This window comes from Paracoccus gahaiensis (assembly GCF_005048225.1).
GTDB lineage: Bacteria > Pseudomonadota > Alphaproteobacteria > Rhodobacterales > Rhodobacteraceae > Paracoccus > Paracoccus gahaiensis.
This window is the reverse complement of sequence record NZ_SUNI01000019.1, coordinates 25,296-45,869: the sequence shown is the minus strand read 5'-3', so window position 1 is coordinate 45,869 and position 20,574 is coordinate 25,296. Positions and strand designations below refer to the sequence as shown.

The following is a 20,574-nucleotide window of genomic DNA, read 5'->3' as shown; positions in this document are numbered from 1 at the left end:
TTCAGATCCCCAAGTAGGCGCGGCGGATGTGGTCGTTCTTCAGCAGCGCGGGCGCGGTGTCGGCCAGCACGATGCTGCCGTTTTCCAGCACATAGCCCCGGTCGGCGACCTTCAGCGTGGTGAAGACGTTCTGTTCCACGATCAGCACCGTGGTGCCCGTGGCTGCGATCTGACGCACCACGTCGAAGACCTGCGACACGATGATCGGGGCCAGTCCCAAGGAGGGTTCGTCGAACATCAGAAGCGTCGGCTTTGCCATCATGCCGCGCGCGATGGCGACCATCTGCTGTTCGCCGCCCGACAGGGATGCGGCGTTCTGGTCCAGCCTTTCTCGGACGCGGGGGAAGAGGGTCAGAACCTCTTCCAGCCGGCTTTCCTGATCGCTGCGGGCGGATTTGCGATAGGTGCCCATCTGCAGATTTTCGCGCACCGTCATGTCGGGAAACAGCTGGCGCCCCTCGGGGACCAGAATGATGCCCCGGTCCACGACATCATGGGCGTGCAGGCGGGTGATATCTTCACCCTGAAAGGTGATCTTTCCCCGGCGCGGCAGGATCTGGCCCACGATGGTGCGCAGCGTCGTCGTCTTGCCCGCACCGTTGGCGCCGACGATGGTGACGATCTCCCCGGCCTTAACGTCAAGGCTGACATCCTGCAGGATGGTGGTCGGGCCATAGCCCGCATCGATGTTTTTAAGCGTGAGCATCGGCAAACTCCTTGCCAAGATAGGCCTCGATCACCTGCGGATCGCGCACAACATCCTGCGGGCGCCCTTGGGCGATCACCTCGCCCGAGGCCAGCACGATCACCCGGTCGGACAGCGACATGACCGCCTGCATGACATGTTCGATGGCGATGATGGACACGCCGCCGTCGCGGATCGACAGCATCAGGTCGATGGCTCGGCGCACATCGGTCTGGTTGATGCCCGCCATCACCTCGTCCAGCAGCAAGACGCGCGGCTCCATTGCCATGACGCGGGCGACCTCCAGCCGCTTCAGGCCGCCGATGGTCAGGCCCCGTGCCTCTGCTTGAAGCAGCGGGCCAAGACCCATCTTCCACGCCGTCTGGCGCGCAGCCTCGCGGGCGTTCTTTTCATCATGGTGGCGGTGGAAGGCGCCGACCATGATGTTTTCCTCTACCGACATGGCAGCGAAGGGTTGCACGATCTGGAAAGTACGGCCCAGACCGAGGGCTGCGAAATCGGCGGGGTTGTTGGGCTGGTGGAACTGCCCGTCCGGGCCGCGAAGCGACACCGTACCCGAATCCTGGGCCAAAAAGCCCGAGATCATGTTGAACACGGTGGTCTTGCCCGCCCCGTTGGGACCGATCATGCCCAGAATTTCGCCCTCGCGCAGAGTAAAGTTGACGTCGCGGGTCACGGCCAGTCCGCCGAAATTCTTGTTCAGCCCTTCGACCCGCAGGATGTCGGACCCGATGCCTGCCCGGTCGGGCGAAGGGGCCTCGGCCGCCTTTGCAGGTGCACTGATCGGGCCGGTCTCGGTCGTCGTCGGCTCGTCGGTGGGGGGCTTTGGGGTGATGAAGCGCTTGATGACACTCATGATGCCGTTGGGCATGAACAGTACGAACATGATCAGCACCATGCCATAGACAAATCCATGCAGCCCGAGAGCGGACGAGCCAAGCGAGGCCCGCGCCCATTCGGTGATCGGGACCAGCAGCACCGCACCCAGCAGCGGGCCGGTGACCGTCCCGATGCCGCCGATCAGCGCGAACATCGCGATCTGGATCGAGAAGACCAGCGAAAACATGGCCGCAGGCTCGATGAAGGTCAGATACATGGCATGGAACGTGCCCAGCATCGCACAGAGCGCGGATGAGATGGCGACCGCGATCAGCCGGACGCGCACGGTGCGCACGCCAGCGGCCTTGGCAGCGGATTCGCGTTCCCGCGTGGCCACCAGATGAAAGCCGAGGCGCGACCGGCGGATCGCCCAGGCCACGGCCAGCGTGATCAGCAGCATGCCGAAGACGATCAACAGCGACGGCCAGCGTTCGCGAAAGACCATCCATGTCCAGCCAAGCCGCAGGTCGATCATCATGCCCGTGGCGCCACCGGTGACACTGGTGAATTGCAGCGCCAGCACGCGCATCACCTCGAGAAAGGCGATCGAGGCCAGTGTAAAGAACGGCCCCTTCAGCCGGAAACATGGATAGGAAATCACCATGCCCACCAAGGCGGCCACGGCGGCCCCCGCGAACATGCCCAGCCAGGGCGAGATGCCTATTTGGAACAGGATCATGCCGACATAAGCGCCGATGCCGTAGAACATCGCATGGCCAAGCGACATCTGCCCGGCAAAGCCGCCAACGATGTTCCAGGCAGTAGACAGGGCCGCGAATAGGCAGATGGTAATGAAAATATGCGACACGAAGGCGTTGTCGATGACCAGCGGGATGACCAGAAGGGCGGCCAGCAGGCCCGCCAGTGCGATGGCGCCGCGGCGCGAGTGGGCCTGGCCGGGGGACGTGTCCGGCCCGGCGGAGATGTCTGAATGGCTCATGACGGGGTCCTCAGGACAGGTGCGACAGGGTCATCCGCTTGCCGAACAGCCCAGAGGGCCGCAGGATTAGGATGACGAGGAAAAGGCCGAAGACGACGGCTTCGCGCAGGCCGGACCCGATGTAATATCCGGCGGCGCTGTCGACGATGCCGATGACCATCGCGCCGAAGAAGGCGCCGGGGATCGACCCCAGACCGCCCAGCACCACCACCACAAAGGCGGTCAGCACGAAATAGGTGCCGATATTGGACGAGGTTGGATAAAGCGGTGCGATCAGCACGGCGGCCAACCCGACACAGGCAGCGCCTAGACCGAAGCTGAGGATATAGATGCGCGGCACGTTCACGCCCATCAACTCGGCGGCGACCCGGTGCTGGGCCACGGCGCGGATGGCGCGTCCGGTCTGGCTGTTCTTGAGAAACAGTTGCAGGGCGATGACCAGCGCGATGGCGGCCAGAAAGATGTACAGCTGCCCGGTCAGGATGCGCACCGGCCCCAGCTCGATGGGCGCGCGCAGGCCGAAGGTCGGGGTATTGGCGATATCGGCGCCATAGGTCAGCAGCGCCAGGTTCATCAGCGCAGTGGACAGGCCGACGGTGGCGAAGATCTGGACATGGTCATCCTCGGCCCCCATTAGCGGCTGGATCAGCAGGCGCTGCGTCAGGGCGCCCAGCACGAACATGGCCGGGACGACCAGAATGACCGAGGCAAAGGGGTGCAGCCCCATGCGCGTGGTGATCATCCAGGTCAGGAACATGCCGACCATCAGGAACTCGCCATGGGCAAAGTTCACGACCTTGACGATCCCGAAGATCAGCGTCAGCCCGATGGCGACGATCGCGAACAGACCCCCCAGCATCAGACCGTTCGTGATGATTTGAAGAAATGTTGTCATGTCTGGCGTCCCCGGAAAAGGGGGGGCGGCACGCCGGCCGCCCCGGCAGGATCAGTTGTTGAAGCGGATCTCGGCGACGGCGGCGTCCTCGGGGAAGATCGTCACCAAACGCCCGTCCTGCCACTGCATGCCCATCATCGTGGCCCGTTCGTTCTGGTTGTTTTCCCCAAACTTCACGCCATAGCCTGCGGCGGTCGCGCCCTGAGGAACGTCCACGGCCTGCATGGCGGCGACGATCTGATCGGGTTCGAACCCTTCGCCGGCAGCGATAGCCTCCAGGATCACCTTGGCGCCGACATAATTGGCCAGCGAGTGTCCCGAACGCGGGGCGGTGCCGTATTTTTCTTCATAGGCGGTGATGAATTCCTCCAGCCCCGGGGTGGCCTCGGTATTAACGGCAAACTGGGTGAAATCGACGTCGAAGACCCCGTCGATCACGTCATGGCCGACCGCATCGGCGGTGGGCTGCATCGAATAGCCGCCACCGCCGCCGATGATCGCCAGCGGCTCGTAGCCAGCCTCGTTCGCCTGCTGCAGGAACAGCACGGAGTCATTCTGGTACGAGGTCTGCAGGACCACATCCACGCCCGCTTCGCGCAGGCTCAGCACGATGGACGACATGTCCACGCTGTTGGCAGCGTAATGCGCCTTGACTGCGACATTTAGCCCGGCCTCTTTCGCGTGGGTTTCCTGATGGCCCGCGACCGAGGTGCCATAGGACGAATCCTCATAGATGATGCCAAGCGTCAGTTCTTCGGGCGACTTGCCCAAACCCGGCGCGATGCTATCTACCAGCAGGGTGATGGAGTCGGCGCCCATATGGGCGGCGGTGGGGTTGGTGCGGAACAGGTATTCCAGACCGCGCCCCGTCACCTCGTCGGCCACGGCGCCCAATTCGAAATAGGGGACCCCCGCCAGTTCGCTGACCTGCGAGGCCGCGATGGCGCGGGCCGACGAATAGCTGCCAAAGATGCCCTTGACGCCGACAAAGGAAATCAGCCGGCGCGCCTCGCCGGTGGCCTGATTGTTGTCGACCGCATCGCCGCGTTCCAGCACAATCTGTTCGCCCTGCAGGCCGCCTGCGGCGTTAATTTCATCGACGGCGATCTCCAGCCCGCGGGCGCTCTCCTCGCCCAGCAGGGCCAGCGGGCCGCTGATCGGATAGAGAGAGCCGAACTTGACCTCGGCGAGGGCGGGCGAGGCAAGAGCCAGCGCAAGGGCGGTGCCTGTCAGATAGGTCTTGATGGTCATGATGATATCCTCCCAGATATGTGGTCAGTAATTCAGTGCCTGTTTGCCGGTGAAGCTGGTGACAGGCGGATAGGCACGTTCGTCGGTGACGACGTCGATGACGGTCACCTCGTCCGAGGCCAGCGCATCGCGCAGTGCCGGGGCCAACTGATCGACATGATCGATGCGGACCCCGGTGACGCCGCAGGCGCGTGCGATGGCGGCATGATCGACGGGGTCGAAATGCACGACGTCGGTATGGCTTCCGAACAGGCTTAGCTCGGCATGTTTCTGATAGCCGAGGATCTGGTTGTTCAGCACCACCACCACGACCGGCAACCTCATGCGGCGCGCGGTCTCGATCTCGGCCCAGACATGAGCGAACCCGCCGTCGCCGGTCAGGCAGATTACCGGGGCATCGGGACGCGCTGCCTTGGCGCCGATGGCATAGGGCAGCCCCCAGCCCAGCCCCGCCAGTCCGCGCGGGGTCAGCACGCGCTGACCGGGCCTGCGGATGGTGATGCCATCCGCCACCCAGATCGAGGAATAGGATGCGTCGGCCACCACCACCGTGTCGGGCGTGATCAAGCGGTCGATCTCGGCCACCACCCGCTCGGGGCGCAGGGGCGAGGCTTCGGACGCGGCTTGCATGCGGGACGCAGTGGCCAGCGCCTCGCGGATCCGGCCTTCGGTCACAGGGCGGGCAGACTGGCGGGGGGCAAGGTCATGGGCGGACAGGGCGGCGGTCAGTCCCTCCAGCCCAAGGCGCGCATCACCGACCAGACGCAGGGCGGGATAGTTGCGCCCGACCTCGGCCCCGTCAATGTCCAGATGGATATAGCGGGCGGTGCGGGGATACAGGCTCCAACTGTCGGTGCCGTTCTGGTTGGTGCGCGTGCCCGCCAGCACGATGACATCGGCGTCACCCACCATCTGCGCAAGCCCCTCGGCCCGCGCGCCGGGTCCCATGAAATAGCTCACGACGCCAAGGGACAGGGGATGAGTCTCGTCCACCGACCCCTTGCCCATGACGGTGGTGGCGACGGGGAATCCCAGGTCCTGCAGCCGGGCCAGTGCTGCATGGGCGCCTGCCGAATGCACGCCGCCGCCCGCGACGATCAGTGGGCGCTGCGCTCCGGCAAGCAGCTGCGCCGCCTCAGCCAGACGCGCCGGATCGGGAGCTGTGGGATCAAGCGGATAATGCCCAAACCCCTCGCGCTCGGTATTGGGGGCAGCCGTTTCCTCGTCGAACAGATCGACCGGGACCATTAGCACCGCCGGACCCGCCCGGCCCGTGGCGGCCGCAACAAAGGCCATGTCGATGTAATCTTCCAGCCGCGAGATCTCGGACACGCGGCGCACCCATTTGGCGACCCCTTGGAACAGCGCCAGATGGTCCAGTTCCTGAAACGCATTGCGGTCGGTGTTTAGACGATGCACGTCCTGCACGATGGCGACGATGGGGATCGAAGCCTTCAGCGCCTCGGCCAGACCGGGCACCAGCAGGGTCGCGGCGGGGCCGTTCTGCGCTGTCACCACAGCCACACGGCCCGACAGGCGCGCATAGGCATCGGCCATCGCGGCGCCCGCGTTTTCGGTGCGATAGCCGACCTGCGTGATCCCGAAATTCGGGGCCGCCAGAAACAGGGCCGAGGGGATCGACTGGCCGAAGACCTGGGTGACCCCGTGGCGTTGCAATGCGCGGGCCACGATCTGCGCCCCTGTCCGGGTGGGTGTATGGGCGTCCTTCATTCCGTCACTCCTTGGTGCAGGCGGGGGTTGTTAGGATGATCTTGCCGGCATGGGCCGAGGCCTCCAGCCGGGCATGGGCCGCGCGCACGTCGCCCAGATCGAAGGTGGAATCGATCAGCGGGTGCGCGCCCCCCGTCATGATCAGCGGCAGGACCTGATCCTCGACCGCGCGGGCCAGCACGGCCTTCATAGCCACGGGACGCGCGCGCAGGGTCGATCCGGTCAGGGTCAGTCGCTTGAACAGCAGCGGCCCCATATTCATCTGCGCCTGCGAACCCTGCTGAAAGGCGATCTGGGCGATGCGCCCGTCCTCGGCCACCAGATCCAGATTGCGCTGCATATAGGGGCCGCCGACCATGTCGAGGATCACCTCGGGGCCGCGGCCCCCGGTCAGGGCGCGCGCCTCGGCCACGAAATCGCCCGTGCGGTAGTTGAGCGATGCGCTGGCCCCGATCCGTTCGGATGCGCGGCATTTGTCATCGCTGCCGCAGGTGGTGATGACACGTGCGCCCAAGGCGCGGGCCAGCAGCGTCGCGGTGACGCCGATGCCCGATGTGCCGCCATGGATCAAGACGGTTTCCCCTGCGGTCAAGCCAGCGCGCTGGAACAGGTTGCTCCAGACCGTGAAATAAGTCTCGGGGATACCGGCGGCCTCGATCATGGACAGGCCATCGGGGATGGGCAGGCAGACATCGGCCTGCACGACGGCCTCGTGCGCATAGGCCCCGCCCGCGACCAGCGCCATGATCCGGTCGCCCGGACGAAAGCGGGTGACATCGGGGGACGTGGCCATGACCTCGCCCGACAGTTCCAGGCCAAGGACATCGGTGACCCCGGCGGGCGGGGGATAGGCCCCTTCGCGCTGCATGGCGTCGGGGCGGTTCACGCCGGCGGCATGGACGCGGACATGCATCTCGCCGTGTTTCAGAGTCGGCAACGTACGGGTGACGATGTCCAGCACCTCGGGACCGCCGGGTCGCGTTGCCACGACTGAGGGAATCTGCATGTCTGTCATTCTGGTGTCTCCTGCGGGAACAGCATCACTTTCTGGGCGGCGCGGCTGCGGGCCAGGTCAAAGCCTTGCCGCGCCTGCGACAAGGGCAGGCGGTGTGAGATCATGCCCGCGTAGCGTCCGGGGTCCGCCGCCAGCCGGGCGATCGCCTCGGCAAAGGCTTGGCGGGTGGAGTCATGTGTGCCGCGCAGTTGCTTCTTGCCGCGCACCAGCAGATTCAGATCAAGCGACAGCGCAGCGCCATGGATGCCTGCGACGGTGACGACGCCGCCCGAGCGCACTGCTTGCAGCGCTTCGATGACGCTGCTCGGATGGCCGGTTGCCTCGATTACGATATCGGGCGCGGCGCCCAGATGGCGGGCGATAGCCTGGGGCAGGGCGCTGTCGCGCAGATCGGCACAAGCATCGACCCCCATGGCGCGGGCTCGGTCCAGCCGGAGCGTGTCGTTCAGCCCCACCAGCAACACATGGGCGCCGCGCGCCTGCGCCACCAGCGCGATGCCCAGCCCGATGGGGCCGGGGCCCAGCACCGCCACGCGATGGCCAGGTTGAACAACGGCCACATCTACCGCCGTGACCGAAACCGCCAGAGGCTCGGCCAGCGCGGCGACATCAAGCGGCAGATCGCGGGGCAGGGCGCGCGCATTGTCCGCAGGGATCGCGACCAGTGGCGCAAAGCCGCCATCTAGATGCAGCCCGATGATGCGCCGAGCGGTGCACCCCTGCGGATCGTCCGCCCGGCAGGCCGGGCAGGCGCCGCAGGTTATGGTGGGCTTGCAAACGACCGGGTCGCCGGGTGCGAGATCCGTGACGTCTGCACCCACGCTGTCCACGATACCTGCGAATTCATGACCCAATGTTAGCGGCAGGCTGGATGCCATGAAGTTATAGGACGCGTCCCAGGCATCCGCATGCAGGTCGCTGCCACAAATCCCGGCGGCATGGACCGTGACGACGATCCAGCCCGGTTGTGGCATGGCAGGTGCCGGTTGATCGGTCAGATCGATCCCCGCAGCGGGGGTGATTTTGCGTAAGGCTAGCATAAGATCCCCCGATGGCGCATTTGGCTCCTCAACCGCATCATGCGCCGCATTGATGTTATATGTAACTTGTTATAACACTCAGTCAACCAAAATCTGCCGACTTGGCAGTCAGAGGACCTATAGAATGAACGAACCCTTTGAAAACGGTTGGATAAAGCCGATTCAGCGTCAGAACCTGAGCGAGCTGGCCTATACCAATCTGCGCCGCGCGCTGATGGAGGGGCGGATGAAGCCTGGCGACGACCTGCCGCTGCGGCCTATTTCCAAAAGCTTTGGTATCAGTGCGACGCCGATGCGCGAGGCGCTGCTGCGTCTGGTGACCGAGCGCGCGCTGGACATCGACGGCAAAGGCCGCATCTCGGTCCCGCATCTGACCCGGGCGACGCTGGTCGAGATCCGCACCGTGCGCGGCTTTCTAGAAGGCAACGCCGCGCGGCAGGCCGCCCTAACCGCCCCCCCCGAGGCTGTGGACGCGCTGGAACGGATTCATGCCGATCTGGCCGCCGCGCAGGATGGCGGCGATTTCGAACGTGCCATTGGGCTGAACACCTCCTTTCACCTCAAGCTGTGCGAAATCGCACGCCTGCCCGTGTCCTATGAGGTCGTTTCCAACCTGTGGGTGCGCTGCGGCCCTCTGCTGTCGCATCTGTATGATGGCGGGCTACCGCCGAACTGGGACCCCCATCCCCATGTCCGCATCGTCACCGCCATCCGCGCGCGTGACCCGGATGCGGCCTATGACGCGCTGAACATGGATATCGACGGCGGCGGCGCGGGCCTCCTGGCTCATGTCCGCGACTGAGGGCGCTTAAGCCAGCGCATCCGCGATCAGCCCAAGGGGATGGCGTGGGGCGATCCCGCTGAGGCGTTCGGCCTGACAGCGGCAGGAAAACCCCGTCGCGGCGACGGTGACGTCGCCCTCGACCACCGCGCGCCATGACATGTCGTAAAGGCGACGAGAGACCGTCTGGTGACGCGTCTGATGCCCGAACAGACCCGCCATGCCGCAGCAGCCGCTGGCCTGAGCTTGAGCTGTCATCCCAAGCGCCGACAGGACGCCCGCCCACGCGGCCCCGCTGCCGGGATCGGCGGCGCTTTCGGTGCAATGGGACATGATCCGGACGGGCGGGGCGTGGCGGGCCTGCGGAAAGCTTCGGCCCTGTGCCAACTCGCGTGCCAGAAACTCTTGCGCCAGCAGCACGGGCGGCGCGCGGTGGCCGGCCTTGGGGTAATCCTGCCGCAGCATCATCACGAAGGCCGGATCCAGCCCGATCATCGGCACGTCCGAGGCCGCGCCCTTTTGCAGCGCCGCAACCAGCCGGGCGGCCATGTCGTCGAAACCCCGCCGGGCACCCAGATTTTGCGCAGCCTTCCCGGCGGGCTGCATGTCCACCAACAGCGGGCGATAGCCAAGCGCCTCCAGCCCGCCGATGGCATCGCGGGCGACGGCCTCGTCGAAAAGGGCCGTGAACCAGTCCTGCCACAGAAGCACCGTGCCCTCGGGCAGCGGTCCCCCCAATTCCTTAAGCGCGATCCGATAGCGGTTCTCGATCCTCCTCGCCAGCACCTCAGGCAGGTCCACGACGCCCAGCACCCGCTCGGCCACCCGCCGCGCCATGGGCCAGACCGGTCGCAGCGACGGCGAAAGGCGCAGGGCCAGCGGGCTGGCCCGCTCGGCCAGCAGCACCAGCCAGTCGGGCAGGGGGCGGCGGCGGTGGGCATAATGATCGGCATAAAAGGCCGCGCGCATAGTGGGAATGTCAACCTGCACCGGGCAAGTAGAGGCGCAGGCTTTGCAGCCCAGACAGGTGTCTAACACGCCTAGCAAATCAGCCCTTGCCTGCATGCTGCCTCCATCGCGCCCGGTACGCCACGCCCGCAATGCATCGGCACGGCCTTTAGGCGAATGGCGCAGATCGCCAGTCGCCTTGAAGGACGGGCACATCGGCACTGTCGCCTTGTAGCTGAGGCATTGCGCGTTGCCGTTGCAGCGAAAGGCTTTCTCGAGCGGATCGCCGAGTGCGGCGTTGAAGGCGCGGAATGGGGTGGTAGCGATACCCATCCGGTCGCGCGTCAAGGTGACCAACTTGCCAGGATTGAAACGCTCCTGTGGGTCGAAGGCCGCCTTGACCTGCTGTAGGGCGGCGTAGGCCTCGGGGCCCAAAAATTGCGGAAGATAGGCGCCGCGTACGCCCTTGCCATGTTCGCCCCAGAAAATGCCGCCGTGCCGCTCTACCAGATCGAAGATTGCATCGGACACCGCCACCAGCCGGTCCCGGTCCTGCGCCAGATCGATGTTCAGCGCCGGGCGGATATGCAGGCAGCCCACATCGACATGGCCATAAATGCCGAAACCCAGCCCATGGGCGCGCAGAATTGCTAGAAATTCGTCGATGAAGGCGGGCAGGGTCTCGGGCGGGACGACGCAATCCTCAACGAAGGCCACCGGGCGGCTTGGCCCATCCACCTTGCCTAAAAGCCCCACCCCCGCCGAGCGGATCGCCCACAAATCGGCAATCTCGGCGCTGTCGCGGGCCTGATGCAGGGCGGTCAGGCCTGGCAGGGTGGCCAGTCGGGCCATGCAGGTAGCGATCCGTGTCTCGATCGCGCCCGCATCATGGCCATTAAATTCGATAAACACATAGGCCACATGGCCTGCCGGGCGCAGCGCGACGGGCAGGCGCGTCAGGATGCCCGCGCCCTCGGCGATCTGCTGGACCCATTCATCCATCACCTCGATCGCGGTCGGATCATCGGCCAAGAGGGGCGTCGCCGCCGCCAGCGCGTTGCGGAAACTGTCGAAACCCGCGACGATCAGACGCTTTTCCGGCTCGATCCGGCGCAGCTTGACGCGGATGCGGGAGATCGGGCCAAGCGTGCCCTCGGCCCCCAGAAACAGCCGCCACCATTCGAAACCGCCCCCCTCGGGGCAGGCGCGTTCCAGATCGTATCCAGTAAAGCGCCGGTTCAGCTTGGGGGTCGCTGCAATAAACGCCGCGCGCCCGTCGCGCGCACCCAGCTCGACGGCGGCCAGCAGGGGCCGCGCCCAGTCCGGCGCGGGCGACAGGCTGGACAGCAGCCCTTCGGGCCGCGCAATCTCCAGCCCGAGCACGTTGTCCGAGGTCTTGCCATAGATCCGCGACCCCTTCCCCGAGGCATCGGTGGACACCATCCCCCCGATCGTGCAGCGCGTCGAGGTCGAGGTTTCGGGCGCAAAGAACCAGCCGTGCGGGCGAAGCGCATCGTTCAGTGCGTCCAGAACGACCCCCGGTTCGACATCGGCCCAGCCTGCATTAGCATCGATCTGCAGAATGCGGGTCATGTGGCGGCGCATGTCCAGAACAAGTCCCTGATTAAGACTTTGACCGTTGGTGCCGGTGCCGCCGCCCCGTGCGGTCAGGGCGACGTCGGCAAAGGCCGGATCGTCCAGAACCCGCAGCGCGCGCACCACATCATCCGCATCGCGTGGCGCGGCAATCAGGTCGGGGGTGATCTGATAGACCGAATTATCAGTGGACATGGCCGCGCGCAGGGCATGGTCGGCCTCGATCTGACCAGTAAAGCCTGCGGTCCTGAGGGCGGCGGTCAGATCGCCGGTCAGGGTGTCGGGAAAGATCAGATCGCGCATGGGGCCTCCGGGCGGTTTCCCCCTTGAAGCACAAAACACTACTTCGTAAAAATGGAATAAAATGACGACAGGTTCACAAAATACGAATATCGGCCTGCGCCATCTGCGCGCCGTGCACGCGGTGCGGGACGAGGGGTCGTTCGCCCGCGCTGCCGAGCGCCTGGGCGTCGTGCCCTCGGCCCTGTCGGAAACCATCCGCCAACTAGAAGAGGCCGCAGGCCTGCCCCTGTTCGACCGCCGCATGCGGCCGCCCCAGATCACACCTGCCGGCCGCGATTTTTTGGTCGAGACCGCGCCGGTGCTGCAGGACATGGCGCGGGCAATGGCGCGGATGCAGGACCGGGCGCGGTTGGGATCGGGGCGGCTGAGCATCGGGGCCTCGCCCTCGGCCATCCGCGATCTGCTGGCCCCGGCGCTGCGGGTCTTTCGCTGCGATCATCCGGGGGTCGAACTGATCGTGCATGACGGCCCTGCCGACCAACTGGCCCAAGAAGTGGCTGAAGGCGTGTTAGATCTGGCGATTGCGGGCCATTCGGGTGACACGCCCCTACTGCATTACCGCCCCATCACACAGGACCCGTTTGGCCTAGCGGTGCCGCAGGGGCATCCACTAACGCAGCTCGAGCGTGCACCGGGGCTAGAAGATATTGACCCAGATACCCTGATCCATTTGGAGGGTATGACCGGCACTTCGAGACTGCTGGCGAGCTATGCTGACTTGCCCGAGACATTCAGGACCGGGCCGGTGCGGGTACAATCGACCTTTGGCCAGCTGTGCCTGATCCGTTCGGGAGTGGGGATAGGGCTGTTACCGCGCAAAGCAGTGCTCTTGTTCGACGATCCCAACATCGTCTTTCTACCCATCAAGGGACTAAGTTTGGCACGTACGATTTCGCTGATCTGGCCCGCGCGCCGGGCGATGTCACATATCACCACCCGGTTCATCGAAATTTGGCAGAGGTCCGTGTCTTGAATGAGCTTCAATGTGTAACCTATGTCGCGAGCGTGCCGAGAGATGATCCCACAATCATCAGCGCAGACGATGCTGTCATACCTCTCACATGGGTCTTTAATAGCTTGCGGGCGAGGCTGTCCTATCGGGGCGCACCCGAGCAGCCCCTTTACAGCTGCAGCGCCAGCGCGGCGCCCGATGATGCTGCCGAGCCCAGTTCCGACGCGCTAGGTAAAGGCTCCATGATCGTGCAACAGAAGCGGATCTGACATTGGGCGGGATCATGTAGGCTGCGGGGGCGTAGGTGAGTTGTTTCGCCCGATTTTCACGCAACGATCAGGCAACGACGCTCTAATGCAGTTGCAGCGGTAAACTACTTGCGGGTGATCGGACGCCGGGCCTCAGTTGCCCACGACGTTAAATGCGCCTAAGTTCTTTTTTTACCCGCCATGGGGACGCGGCGACAAATGAGATGCAGTCAATGACTGACCCTGTTTTAGCTCTGCCTTTCACCTGCGACAAGCGCTCGGTCACCGGGGATCTGGGGGTGGTGGCGACCAACTCGCCCCTGGGCTCAATGGCGGGGTCCGCGATACTGGCGGCGGGCGGCAATGCCGTCGATGCAGCAGTCGCGGCCCTTCTGACGCTGACGGTGGTCGAGCCGATGATGGTTGGCATCGCCGGGGGCGGGATCAGCCATCTGCGGCTGTCGGACGGGCGCCATGTGGTCGTCGATGCGCTGTCAGTGGCCGGGCAAGGGGCGCGGCCCGACATGTTCACGCCCGTCTCGGATGAACCGCCCCATGACATGGACACGATCAACCGACGCAACCTGGTGGGCCCTTCGGCAGTGGCCGTGCCGGGTAACCTGCGCGGCTGGTGCCTGATGCAGCGCCGCTATGGCCGACTGCCTTGGTCCGATGTGGTGGAGCCCGCGATCCAGGCGGCCGCGCGCGGCTTCCAGGTCAGCCCTTACCTGAACGGCGCGCTTGGCGAACATGGCGCCGATCTGCTGGCCGATCCGGTGATTGCGGGCCTGCTGATGCCCGATCGGACCCCGGCTGCGGTGGGCAGCCGGATGGTCATGGGCGATTACGCCGACAGCCTGCGGCTGGTGCAGGTGCAGGGCGACGCGGCGCTGCATGGCGGCGATCTGGGCCGGGCGCTTGCCGACCGGCTGGCCACGGGCGGCGCCGATGCGGGCCATGTCACGCTGGCCGATCTGAGCGCCTATCGCGCGATCGAGCGCGAGGCTATTACTGGCACCTATCGCGGCCACCAGATCGTTGGTCCGCCGCCGCCCGCCTCGTCGGGCGTGCATATTGCACAGATGCTGAACATGCTGGAGATGCATGACATCCGCGCCATGGGCTTTGGCACGCCGGAGACGCTGGCGCTGCTGGCCGAGGTAATGCGCGTGGGGTTCGAGGACCGCCGCGCCGCCTCGGGTGATCCTGCCTTTGTCGATGTGCCGGTCGGGCGTTTCACCTCCAAGGATTACGCCGCCGCCTGTCAGGGCCGCATGCATATGCACACCGGGGCCCTGCCGCCGGGCGGGCATGAAAGCCGCGACACCACCCATGTCACCGTGGCCGACCGCGACGGCAACATCGTCACCGCCACCCATACGCTGAACGGGCTGTTCGGGGCGCGCTTCATGGTGCCGGGGACGGGGATCATCCCCAACAACTATATGCTGAACTATGACCCTCATCCCGGGCGGGCGCTATCGATCCTGCCGGGCAAGCGGGTGCCGACCTCGATGGCGCCGATGATCGTGCTGCGCGACGGGCGGCCCCGGTTCGCGCTTGGCCTGCCGGGCGGGGTGCGTATCTTCCCCTCAGCGCTCCAGGCGATCGTCAACCTGATCGACCATGGGATGAGCCTGCAACAGGCGGTAGAGGCGCCGCGCCTCTGGACCCAAGGCCAGCATCTGGAGCTAGAGCCCGCCTATGCGCCCATGGCCCCCGTCCTTCGGGTGATGGGATACGAGGTGCGCCTGCCCAAGACGATCGGCGGCGGCATGAATGCAGTGGGCTTTGCACCCGACGGCATGATGACCGGCGCCGCATGCTGGCGGGCCGATGGCACGGTCATCGCCCATGGCGGCGGTCTGGCCCGACCCGGCGTCCGCTTCAAGATCTGACCATAGGAGATTTCATGCCCCGCATCGTCCTTCTGGACCCCTCGGACCCGGCCCGGCTGGACCGCATCCGGCCCTTTCTGCCGCAAAGCTGGGATCTGACGACCGCGCTTTCGCGCAACCCGGACGACCAGATCGCGGCGCTGCAGGGCGCCGGTTTCGCGATCACCGGCGATGTACCGGTGACCGCCGCGATGATGGCCGTGCCGGGGCTGCGCGCGGTACACAAATGGGGCGTGGGCTTTGACGGGATCGATCTGGACGCCGCGTCCCAGCACGGGGTCCGGGTGATGCGGACCACCGGATCGAACGCGGTGACGGTGGCAGAAACCACCCTCGGCCTGATCCTGGCGGTCAACCGCAACATCGCGCGCGGCCATCTGGCGGTGCAGCGCGGCGAGTGGCCCAAATCGCAGCTGGGTGCCATCTCGATGCGGCTGTCGGGGCGGACGGTGGGCATCGTCGGCATGGGTCATATCGGCAAGGCGCTGGCGCGGCTGCTGACGGGGTTCGGCTGCGAGATCCTTTACACCAAGCGCACCCCCCTGCCGCCCGGGGAAGAGGCCGAGACCGGCGCCCGCTTTGCCAGCCTGCCCGATCTGCTGGCGACCTCGGACGTGGTGACGCTGAACTGCGAGCTGAACGAGACCACCCGCAACATGATCGACGCCGACCGGCTGGCCTTGATGAAGCCCGACGCGATTCTGGTCAATGCCGCCCGCGGCGGGGTGATGGTCGAGGCCGATCTGGCCGACGCAATCCGCGCAGGCCGGTTGCGCGGCGCCGGTGTGGACGTGTTCTCAGTCGAGCCGATCACCCCCGACAATCCTTTGTTGGGGCTTGAAAATGTCATCCTGACCCCGCATCTGGCGGCCATTTCAGCGGACGGTTTCGCGCCAACCCTGCAGCGGATGATGGACAACCTACAGGCCGTCGCCACGGGCCATCCCCCGCGAGAAGGCGATATTTTGGTCTAGGCGGGATCCGGCAGATCCAGACTCTCGTCCGATGCGATCGTACGGGCAATGCGCCGCGCAATCGCGATGAAATCCAGCACGAGGGGCGATGCCTCGCCCGCAGGCCAGGCCACCGACAGCTCGACTGCGCGGGGCAGTTCCGGCACCGGGCGGAACGCCAGATAGGGTGAGTGGATGTTTTGGATCCATGCCGGCATAATCGCGATCCCCAGCCCGGAGGCCACCTGCGTCGCCATGGTCAGCGTATGCGTGCATTCCTGCACGATGCGCGCCTGCAGACCGGCGCGACGCAATTCGCCCATCAGGATGGTCGAATAGTTCGCGCCCAAGATCGGGGCGTAGCCGATCATCGCCTCGCCCTCAAAATCGCGCAACGCTAGCTCGGTCTTGGCGACCAGCCGATGGTTGCGGGGCAGGGCGGCGACGAACCCCTCGCGCAGCAGCGGCTCGACCTGCATATGGGCGGCCTGATGGGTGGGGCGGATAAAGGCGATGTTGATGTCGCCTGTCTCCAGCACCCGCAACTGTTCCGAGGTGCCCAGATGCACGACATCCACGATCACCGCGGGCCACGCCTTGCGGAATTCGGACAGGATCGGCGGGATCACATGGGTCATCGCCATATTGACCCCCGCGACCACGATCCGCCCGGTGGTCTCGCTGGCCATGGCGCGGGTATGGGCCAGCGCACGTTCCATGCCATCCAGCAAGGTGCGGGCGTGGCGCAGCAGCGTCTCACCCGCCGCCGTCAGTCGGGTGCGCCGGGTGGTGCGGTGAAACAGCGCCACGCCAAGCCGTTCCTCCATCGCGCGGATCTGCTGGCTGAGAGGCGCCTGCGCAATTCCTAGGCGTTCCGCCGCACGGCCGAAATGGAGCTCTTCGGCCAAACAGACGAAATAGCGCAGCTGACGCAGGTCGATCCCAGCATTCATATGCAGAACATATCAATTAATAGGTTAATTGGGATTTGATTCGGATAGAATCACGTGGTTCGGTCAGGGCTTATCCTAGGGAAAGCCTGCATGACGAGGTTCTGGCTGATCAAATTCGCTCGCACGGTGCTAACCTTATGGTTCGTCGTCACCTTCGCCTTTGTGGTGCTGCGCACCTCGGGTGATCCGGTGGTTGCGCTGCTGGGCGCCGATGCCATGCCCGACGAGATCGAGCATTTCCGCGAACTTTGGGGCCTCGATCAGCCGTTGTTCGTGCAATACCTCAGCTATATCGGGCAGATGGCCACCGGCCAGTTCGGTGTGTCGCTGCGCGACAGTCGGCCCGTCATGGACATCATTCTGGAACGGCTGCCAGCCACGGTGCAGTTGGGGCTGGCAGCCTTTGCGTTGGCGGCGCTGGTGGGCATTCCGGCGGGCATCCTTGCGGCGCTGCGCCGGGGCGGCTGGCTGGACCGCGCGATCATGGCGCTGGCGGTCTTCGGCTTCGCGCTGCCGAATTTCTTTCTGGGCATCCTGCTGATCCTGCTGTTCTCGCTGACCTGGCAGATCCTTCCCTCGTCCGGTAGCGGCACGTTCCGGCATCTAATCATGCCCGCCGTGACACTGGCGACATTCACCGCAGGGACGCTGGCGCGGTTCACGCGCTCGGCTATGCTGGAGGTGCTGGAGCGCCCCTATATGCGCGCAGCGGCGGCCAAGGGCGTACCCGCGTGGAAGCGCGTCTTGCTACATGCGCTGCCCAATGCGGCAATCCCCATCGTGACGGTAATCGGCCTCAACCTGGGCCAACTGGTCGCGGGCGCCATCGTCGTCGAAACAGTCTTTGCATGGCCCGGCATTGGGCGGTTACTGGTCATCGCCGTGTCGCAGCGCGATCTGGCGGTCGTACAAGGGCTGGTGCTAGTGATCGCCGTGACCATGGTCCTGGCCAACCTGATGGTCGATCTGCTGTATGGGGTTCTGGACCCGCGCATCCGTGAGGCCGCACGATGAAGAGCATGCAACGCCCCGGCCTGCCGGTCCTGTTTGCGGGGGCCATCCTGTTCGCCTCGGTTCTCGTGGCGCTGGTGGGCAACGTCTTTACCCCCCATGCGGTGACCGATCAAGCGCTGCTCAGCCGCCTGCAACCGCCCGCCTTCATGGGCGGGCAGGCAGAATTTCCCCTGGGTACCGACCGGATTGGGCGCGACATGGTCACCCGGCTGGTCGCGGGTCTGCAGATGTCGCTGTCGGTGGCGCTGATGGGCACCCTGATCGGCGCGGTCTTTGGCACGCTGGTGGGCTTTGCCGCCGCGCATTTCCGCGGGCTGGTCGAAGAGGCGCTGATGATGCTGGTCGACTTTCAGGCCTCCCTGCCGTTCATCCTGATCGCCCTGACGCTGCTGGCTTTCTTTGGCAATTCGATGGTGCTGTTCGTCATCCTGATGGGCATGTTTGGGTGGGAAACTTATGCCCGTCTGGCGCGCGGCGTGGTGCTGTCGGCCCGCGCCCAGCCCTATGCCAAGGCGGTCGAGGCTTTGGGTGCCGGGCCGGGCCGCCTTTACGGGCTGCATATCCTGCCCAACATTGCCTCGGCGCTGATCGTTCAGGTGACCCTGACATTTCCGCAGATCATCCTGTTGGAAACCTCGCTGTCCTTTCTGGGACTGGGCATCCAGCCGCCCAACATCAGTCTGGGCCAAATTCTTGGCGACGGGCGGGACTATCTGTCCACCGCCTGGTGGATCTCGGTCTGGCCGGGGCTGCTTATTTTCCTGATCACCCTGTCCATGTCGATCCTGGGCGACGCCCTGCGCGACCGGCTGGACCCGATGCTGAAGACACGCACGAGCTGACATTTTTCATACGGGAGCGCCGCAGATGATCACCAGACGTACATTCGCGAAGTATTCGATCGGCACGGGGGCCGCGACCCTACTGATGCCTTATAGTCGGGCCATGGCGCAGGGCGCCAACCGACCAGAGGTGACGATCGCGGTCGACAACCTGTGGGCCAACCTGAACACCATCAACGGCATCTCGACCACGACGCGGCGGTTCTTTCCCAACATCTACAGCCATCTAGTGGAACGGGACTATATCGCCGATGAACAGGGGCTGTCGCTGGTGCCCGGGCTGGCGACCGAATGGACCCAGAACGGCAATGTCTGGACGCTGAAGCTGCGCGAAGGGGTGCGGTTCCACAATGGCGAGGTGATGACCGCCGAGGATGTGGCCTTTACCCTCGGCGCGGAACGGCTGTGGGGTGAAAACCCGTTCGAGCCGCGCGGCAAGACCTTTACCGCCGGTTTCGTCCGGGTCGAGGCCATCGACGATCTGACCGTCGAGATCGAGACCGAGCGAGAGGATCCCTATATTCCCGGCAAGTTGACCGGCTATATCGGCTTCGTCGTCCCCAAGGCCGCCTATCTCGAGATGGGCGTGGACGCCTTTGGGCAGGCCCCCATCGGCACCGGCCCCTATCGCGTAACCCTGTTCCGGTCCGGCGACGTGCTGGAGATGGAGGCGTTCGACGACTATTGGGACGGCCCGCCGCCCGCCGCCAAACTGACATGGCAGATCGTGCCGGAATTCGCCGGGCGCATGGCCGGGCTGGTGTCGGGCGAATTCGAGTTTATGGCCAACATCCCCACCGATCAGGAGGCTCAGATGGCCTCTTATGACGGGGTGACGGTCGCGCGGGCCCTGGCGGGCAACTATCCGGCCTTCGCCTTCAACACCCGCCCCGACCCCGAGGACAATCCGCTGGTCGACGTGAACCTCCGCAAGGCCATGGTGCAGGCCATCGACATGGATGCGATCGTGCAGGCCCTGTTCGGGGACACGACCTTCCACCCCGCCGTGCCGTTCAACTTTCCCGAATACGGCGATTTCTACGACCCCGACATGGTCAACCCGCTGCCCTATGATCCGGCCGCGGCGCAGGCGCTGGTCGAGGCCTCGGGCTATGACGGGCAGCCCCTGCGCTGGCACATCACCCGCCAGTTCTATCCCAATTACGAGGCCGCCGCCGAGATCATGATTGAGATGTGGCGGCAGGTCGGCGTCAATGTGCAAGCGGTCATTCTGGACAATTTCGAACTGGTCTATCAGCGGCCCTATCACCTGATGAACATGTCGATGTCGACCGATTTCATCCCCGGCGATCCCTATCAGCCGCTGTGGCTGGACTGGGGCCCGACGGCAAGCCGCTCGACCGCGCATTGGAAAACCTGGGACCCCTCGCCCGAATATCTGGCAGCAGGGGAAGAGTTCGAGCAGGCGACGGATTTCGAAACCCGCAAGGCGGCCTATCTCAAGCTGTCGCAGGCATGGCAGGACGTGACGCCGGGCTATTACATGTGGAAAAGCGTCTACAACTGGGCACACCGGTCCAACATCACCTTCGTGCCGCGCCCGGATGGTGAAATGCGGATGTTCGGCGATTACCTGGCGCTGTTTTCGTGAAACATGCGCTGAAAGAC

Annotated in this window: 16 protein-coding genes; 7 read left to right on the top strand and 9 right to left on the bottom strand. The window is 65.1% G+C overall.

Annotated features, from left to right (window positions below; genetic code table 11):
* Position 1: 1 nt before the first annotated feature.
* From FA743_RS16280 to FA743_RS16250, 7 genes are read right to left on the bottom strand one after another with little or no spacing between them, the layout of a single operon-like run.
* Complete coding sequence (locus FA743_RS16280; protein ID WP_136887159.1) at positions 2-706, bottom strand: ABC transporter ATP-binding protein; 705 nt, start codon at positions 704-706, stop codon at positions 2-4.
* Positions 693-2,525: a branched-chain amino acid ABC transporter ATP-binding protein/permease gene (locus FA743_RS16275; protein WP_136887158.1), complete on the bottom strand. Its 1,833-nt coding sequence runs from the start codon at positions 2,523-2,525 to the stop codon at positions 693-695. The genes FA743_RS16280 and FA743_RS16275 overlap by 14 nt, the downstream gene beginning before the upstream one ends.
* A 10-nt stretch (positions 2,526-2,535) precedes the next feature.
* Positions 2,536-3,420 carry a branched-chain amino acid ABC transporter permease gene (locus FA743_RS16270; protein WP_136887157.1) on the bottom strand — a complete coding sequence of 295 codons (885 nt, stop codon included), beginning with the start codon at positions 3,418-3,420 and terminating at the stop codon, positions 2,536-2,538.
* Between the two features lie 51 nt (positions 3,421-3,471).
* Positions 3,472-4,671 (bottom strand): ABC transporter substrate-binding protein, encoded by a 1,200-nt coding sequence (locus FA743_RS16265; RefSeq protein WP_136887156.1) that lies wholly within the window; start codon positions 4,669-4,671, stop codon positions 3,472-3,474.
* Positions 4,672-4,695: 24 nt separating this feature from the next.
* Positions 4,696-6,402 carry an acetolactate synthase catalytic subunit gene (locus FA743_RS16260; RefSeq protein WP_136887155.1) on the bottom strand — a complete coding sequence of 569 codons (1,707 nt, stop codon included), beginning with the start codon at positions 6,400-6,402 and terminating at the stop codon, positions 4,696-4,698.
* Positions 6,403-6,406: 4 nt separating this feature from the next.
* On the bottom strand, positions 6,407-7,408 hold the full coding sequence (locus tag FA743_RS16255; protein WP_342774409.1) for an NAD(P)H-quinone oxidoreductase: 1,002 nt from the start codon (positions 7,406-7,408) through the stop codon (positions 6,407-6,409).
* A 5-nt stretch (positions 7,409-7,413) separates the two neighbouring features.
* On the bottom strand, positions 7,414-8,391 hold the full coding sequence (locus FA743_RS16250) for a zinc-dependent alcohol dehydrogenase (protein ID WP_246055003.1): 978 nt from the start codon (positions 8,389-8,391) through the stop codon (positions 7,414-7,416).
* Between the two features lie 190 nt (positions 8,392-8,581).
* Between FA743_RS16250 and FA743_RS16245 the strand changes: the two genes are divergently transcribed.
* On the top strand, positions 8,582-9,259 hold the full coding sequence (locus FA743_RS16245; protein WP_136887152.1) for a GntR family transcriptional regulator: 678 nt from the start codon (positions 8,582-8,584) through the stop codon (positions 9,257-9,259).
* A 6-nt stretch (positions 9,260-9,265) separates the two neighbouring features.
* Here FA743_RS16245 and FA743_RS16240 read toward each other — a convergent pair whose 3' ends face one another.
* Positions 9,266-12,085 (bottom strand): FAD-binding and (Fe-S)-binding domain-containing protein, encoded by a 2,820-nt coding sequence (locus tag FA743_RS16240; RefSeq protein ID WP_136887151.1) that lies wholly within the window; start codon positions 12,083-12,085, stop codon positions 9,266-9,268.
* Positions 12,086-12,146: 61 nt separating this feature from the next.
* On the opposite strand from FA743_RS16240, the gene FA743_RS16235 reads away from it, so the two are divergent.
* The 3 genes from FA743_RS16235 to FA743_RS16225 all read left to right on the top strand — a co-directional run bounded on the left by FA743_RS16235 (position 12,147) and on the right by FA743_RS16225 (position 16,157).
* The gene (locus FA743_RS16235; protein WP_136887150.1) at positions 12,147-13,058 is read left to right on the top strand and encodes a LysR family transcriptional regulator; all 912 of its coding nucleotides are present in this window, start codon (positions 12,147-12,149) and stop codon (positions 13,056-13,058) included.
* Positions 13,059-13,518: 460 nt separating this feature from the next.
* Positions 13,519-15,183, top strand: a complete 1,665-nt coding sequence (ggt, locus tag FA743_RS16230) for a gamma-glutamyltransferase (RefSeq protein WP_136887149.1) — start codon at positions 13,519-13,521, stop codon at positions 15,181-15,183.
* A gap of 14 nt (positions 15,184-15,197) precedes the next feature.
* Positions 15,198-16,157, top strand: coding sequence for a 2-hydroxyacid dehydrogenase (locus FA743_RS16225; RefSeq protein WP_136887148.1), 960 nt, complete (start codon positions 15,198-15,200; stop codon positions 16,155-16,157).
* Here the strand turns inward: FA743_RS16225 and FA743_RS16220 are convergent.
* Positions 16,154-17,089: a LysR substrate-binding domain-containing protein gene (locus FA743_RS16220; protein ID WP_136887147.1), complete on the bottom strand. Its 936-nt coding sequence runs from the start codon at positions 17,087-17,089 to the stop codon at positions 16,154-16,156. The two genes, FA743_RS16225 and FA743_RS16220, sit on opposite strands and share 4 nt — an antisense overlap.
* A 90-nt stretch (positions 17,090-17,179) precedes the next feature.
* On the opposite strand from FA743_RS16220, the gene FA743_RS16215 reads away from it, so the two are divergent.
* From FA743_RS16215 to FA743_RS16205, 3 genes are read left to right on the top strand one after another with little or no spacing between them, the layout of a single operon-like run.
* On the top strand, positions 17,180-18,103 hold the full coding sequence (locus FA743_RS16215; protein ID WP_136887146.1) for an ABC transporter permease: 924 nt from the start codon (positions 17,180-17,182) through the stop codon (positions 18,101-18,103).
* Positions 18,100-18,945, top strand: coding sequence for an ABC transporter permease (locus FA743_RS16210; RefSeq protein ID WP_246055002.1), 846 nt, complete (start codon positions 18,100-18,102; stop codon positions 18,943-18,945). Before FA743_RS16215 ends, FA743_RS16210 begins: the two co-directional genes overlap by 4 nt.
* Positions 18,946-18,970: 25 nt before the next feature.
* Positions 18,971-20,557, top strand: coding sequence for an ABC transporter substrate-binding protein (locus FA743_RS16205; protein WP_136887145.1), 1,587 nt, complete (start codon positions 18,971-18,973; stop codon positions 20,555-20,557).
* Positions 20,558-20,574: the final 17 nt, after the last annotated feature.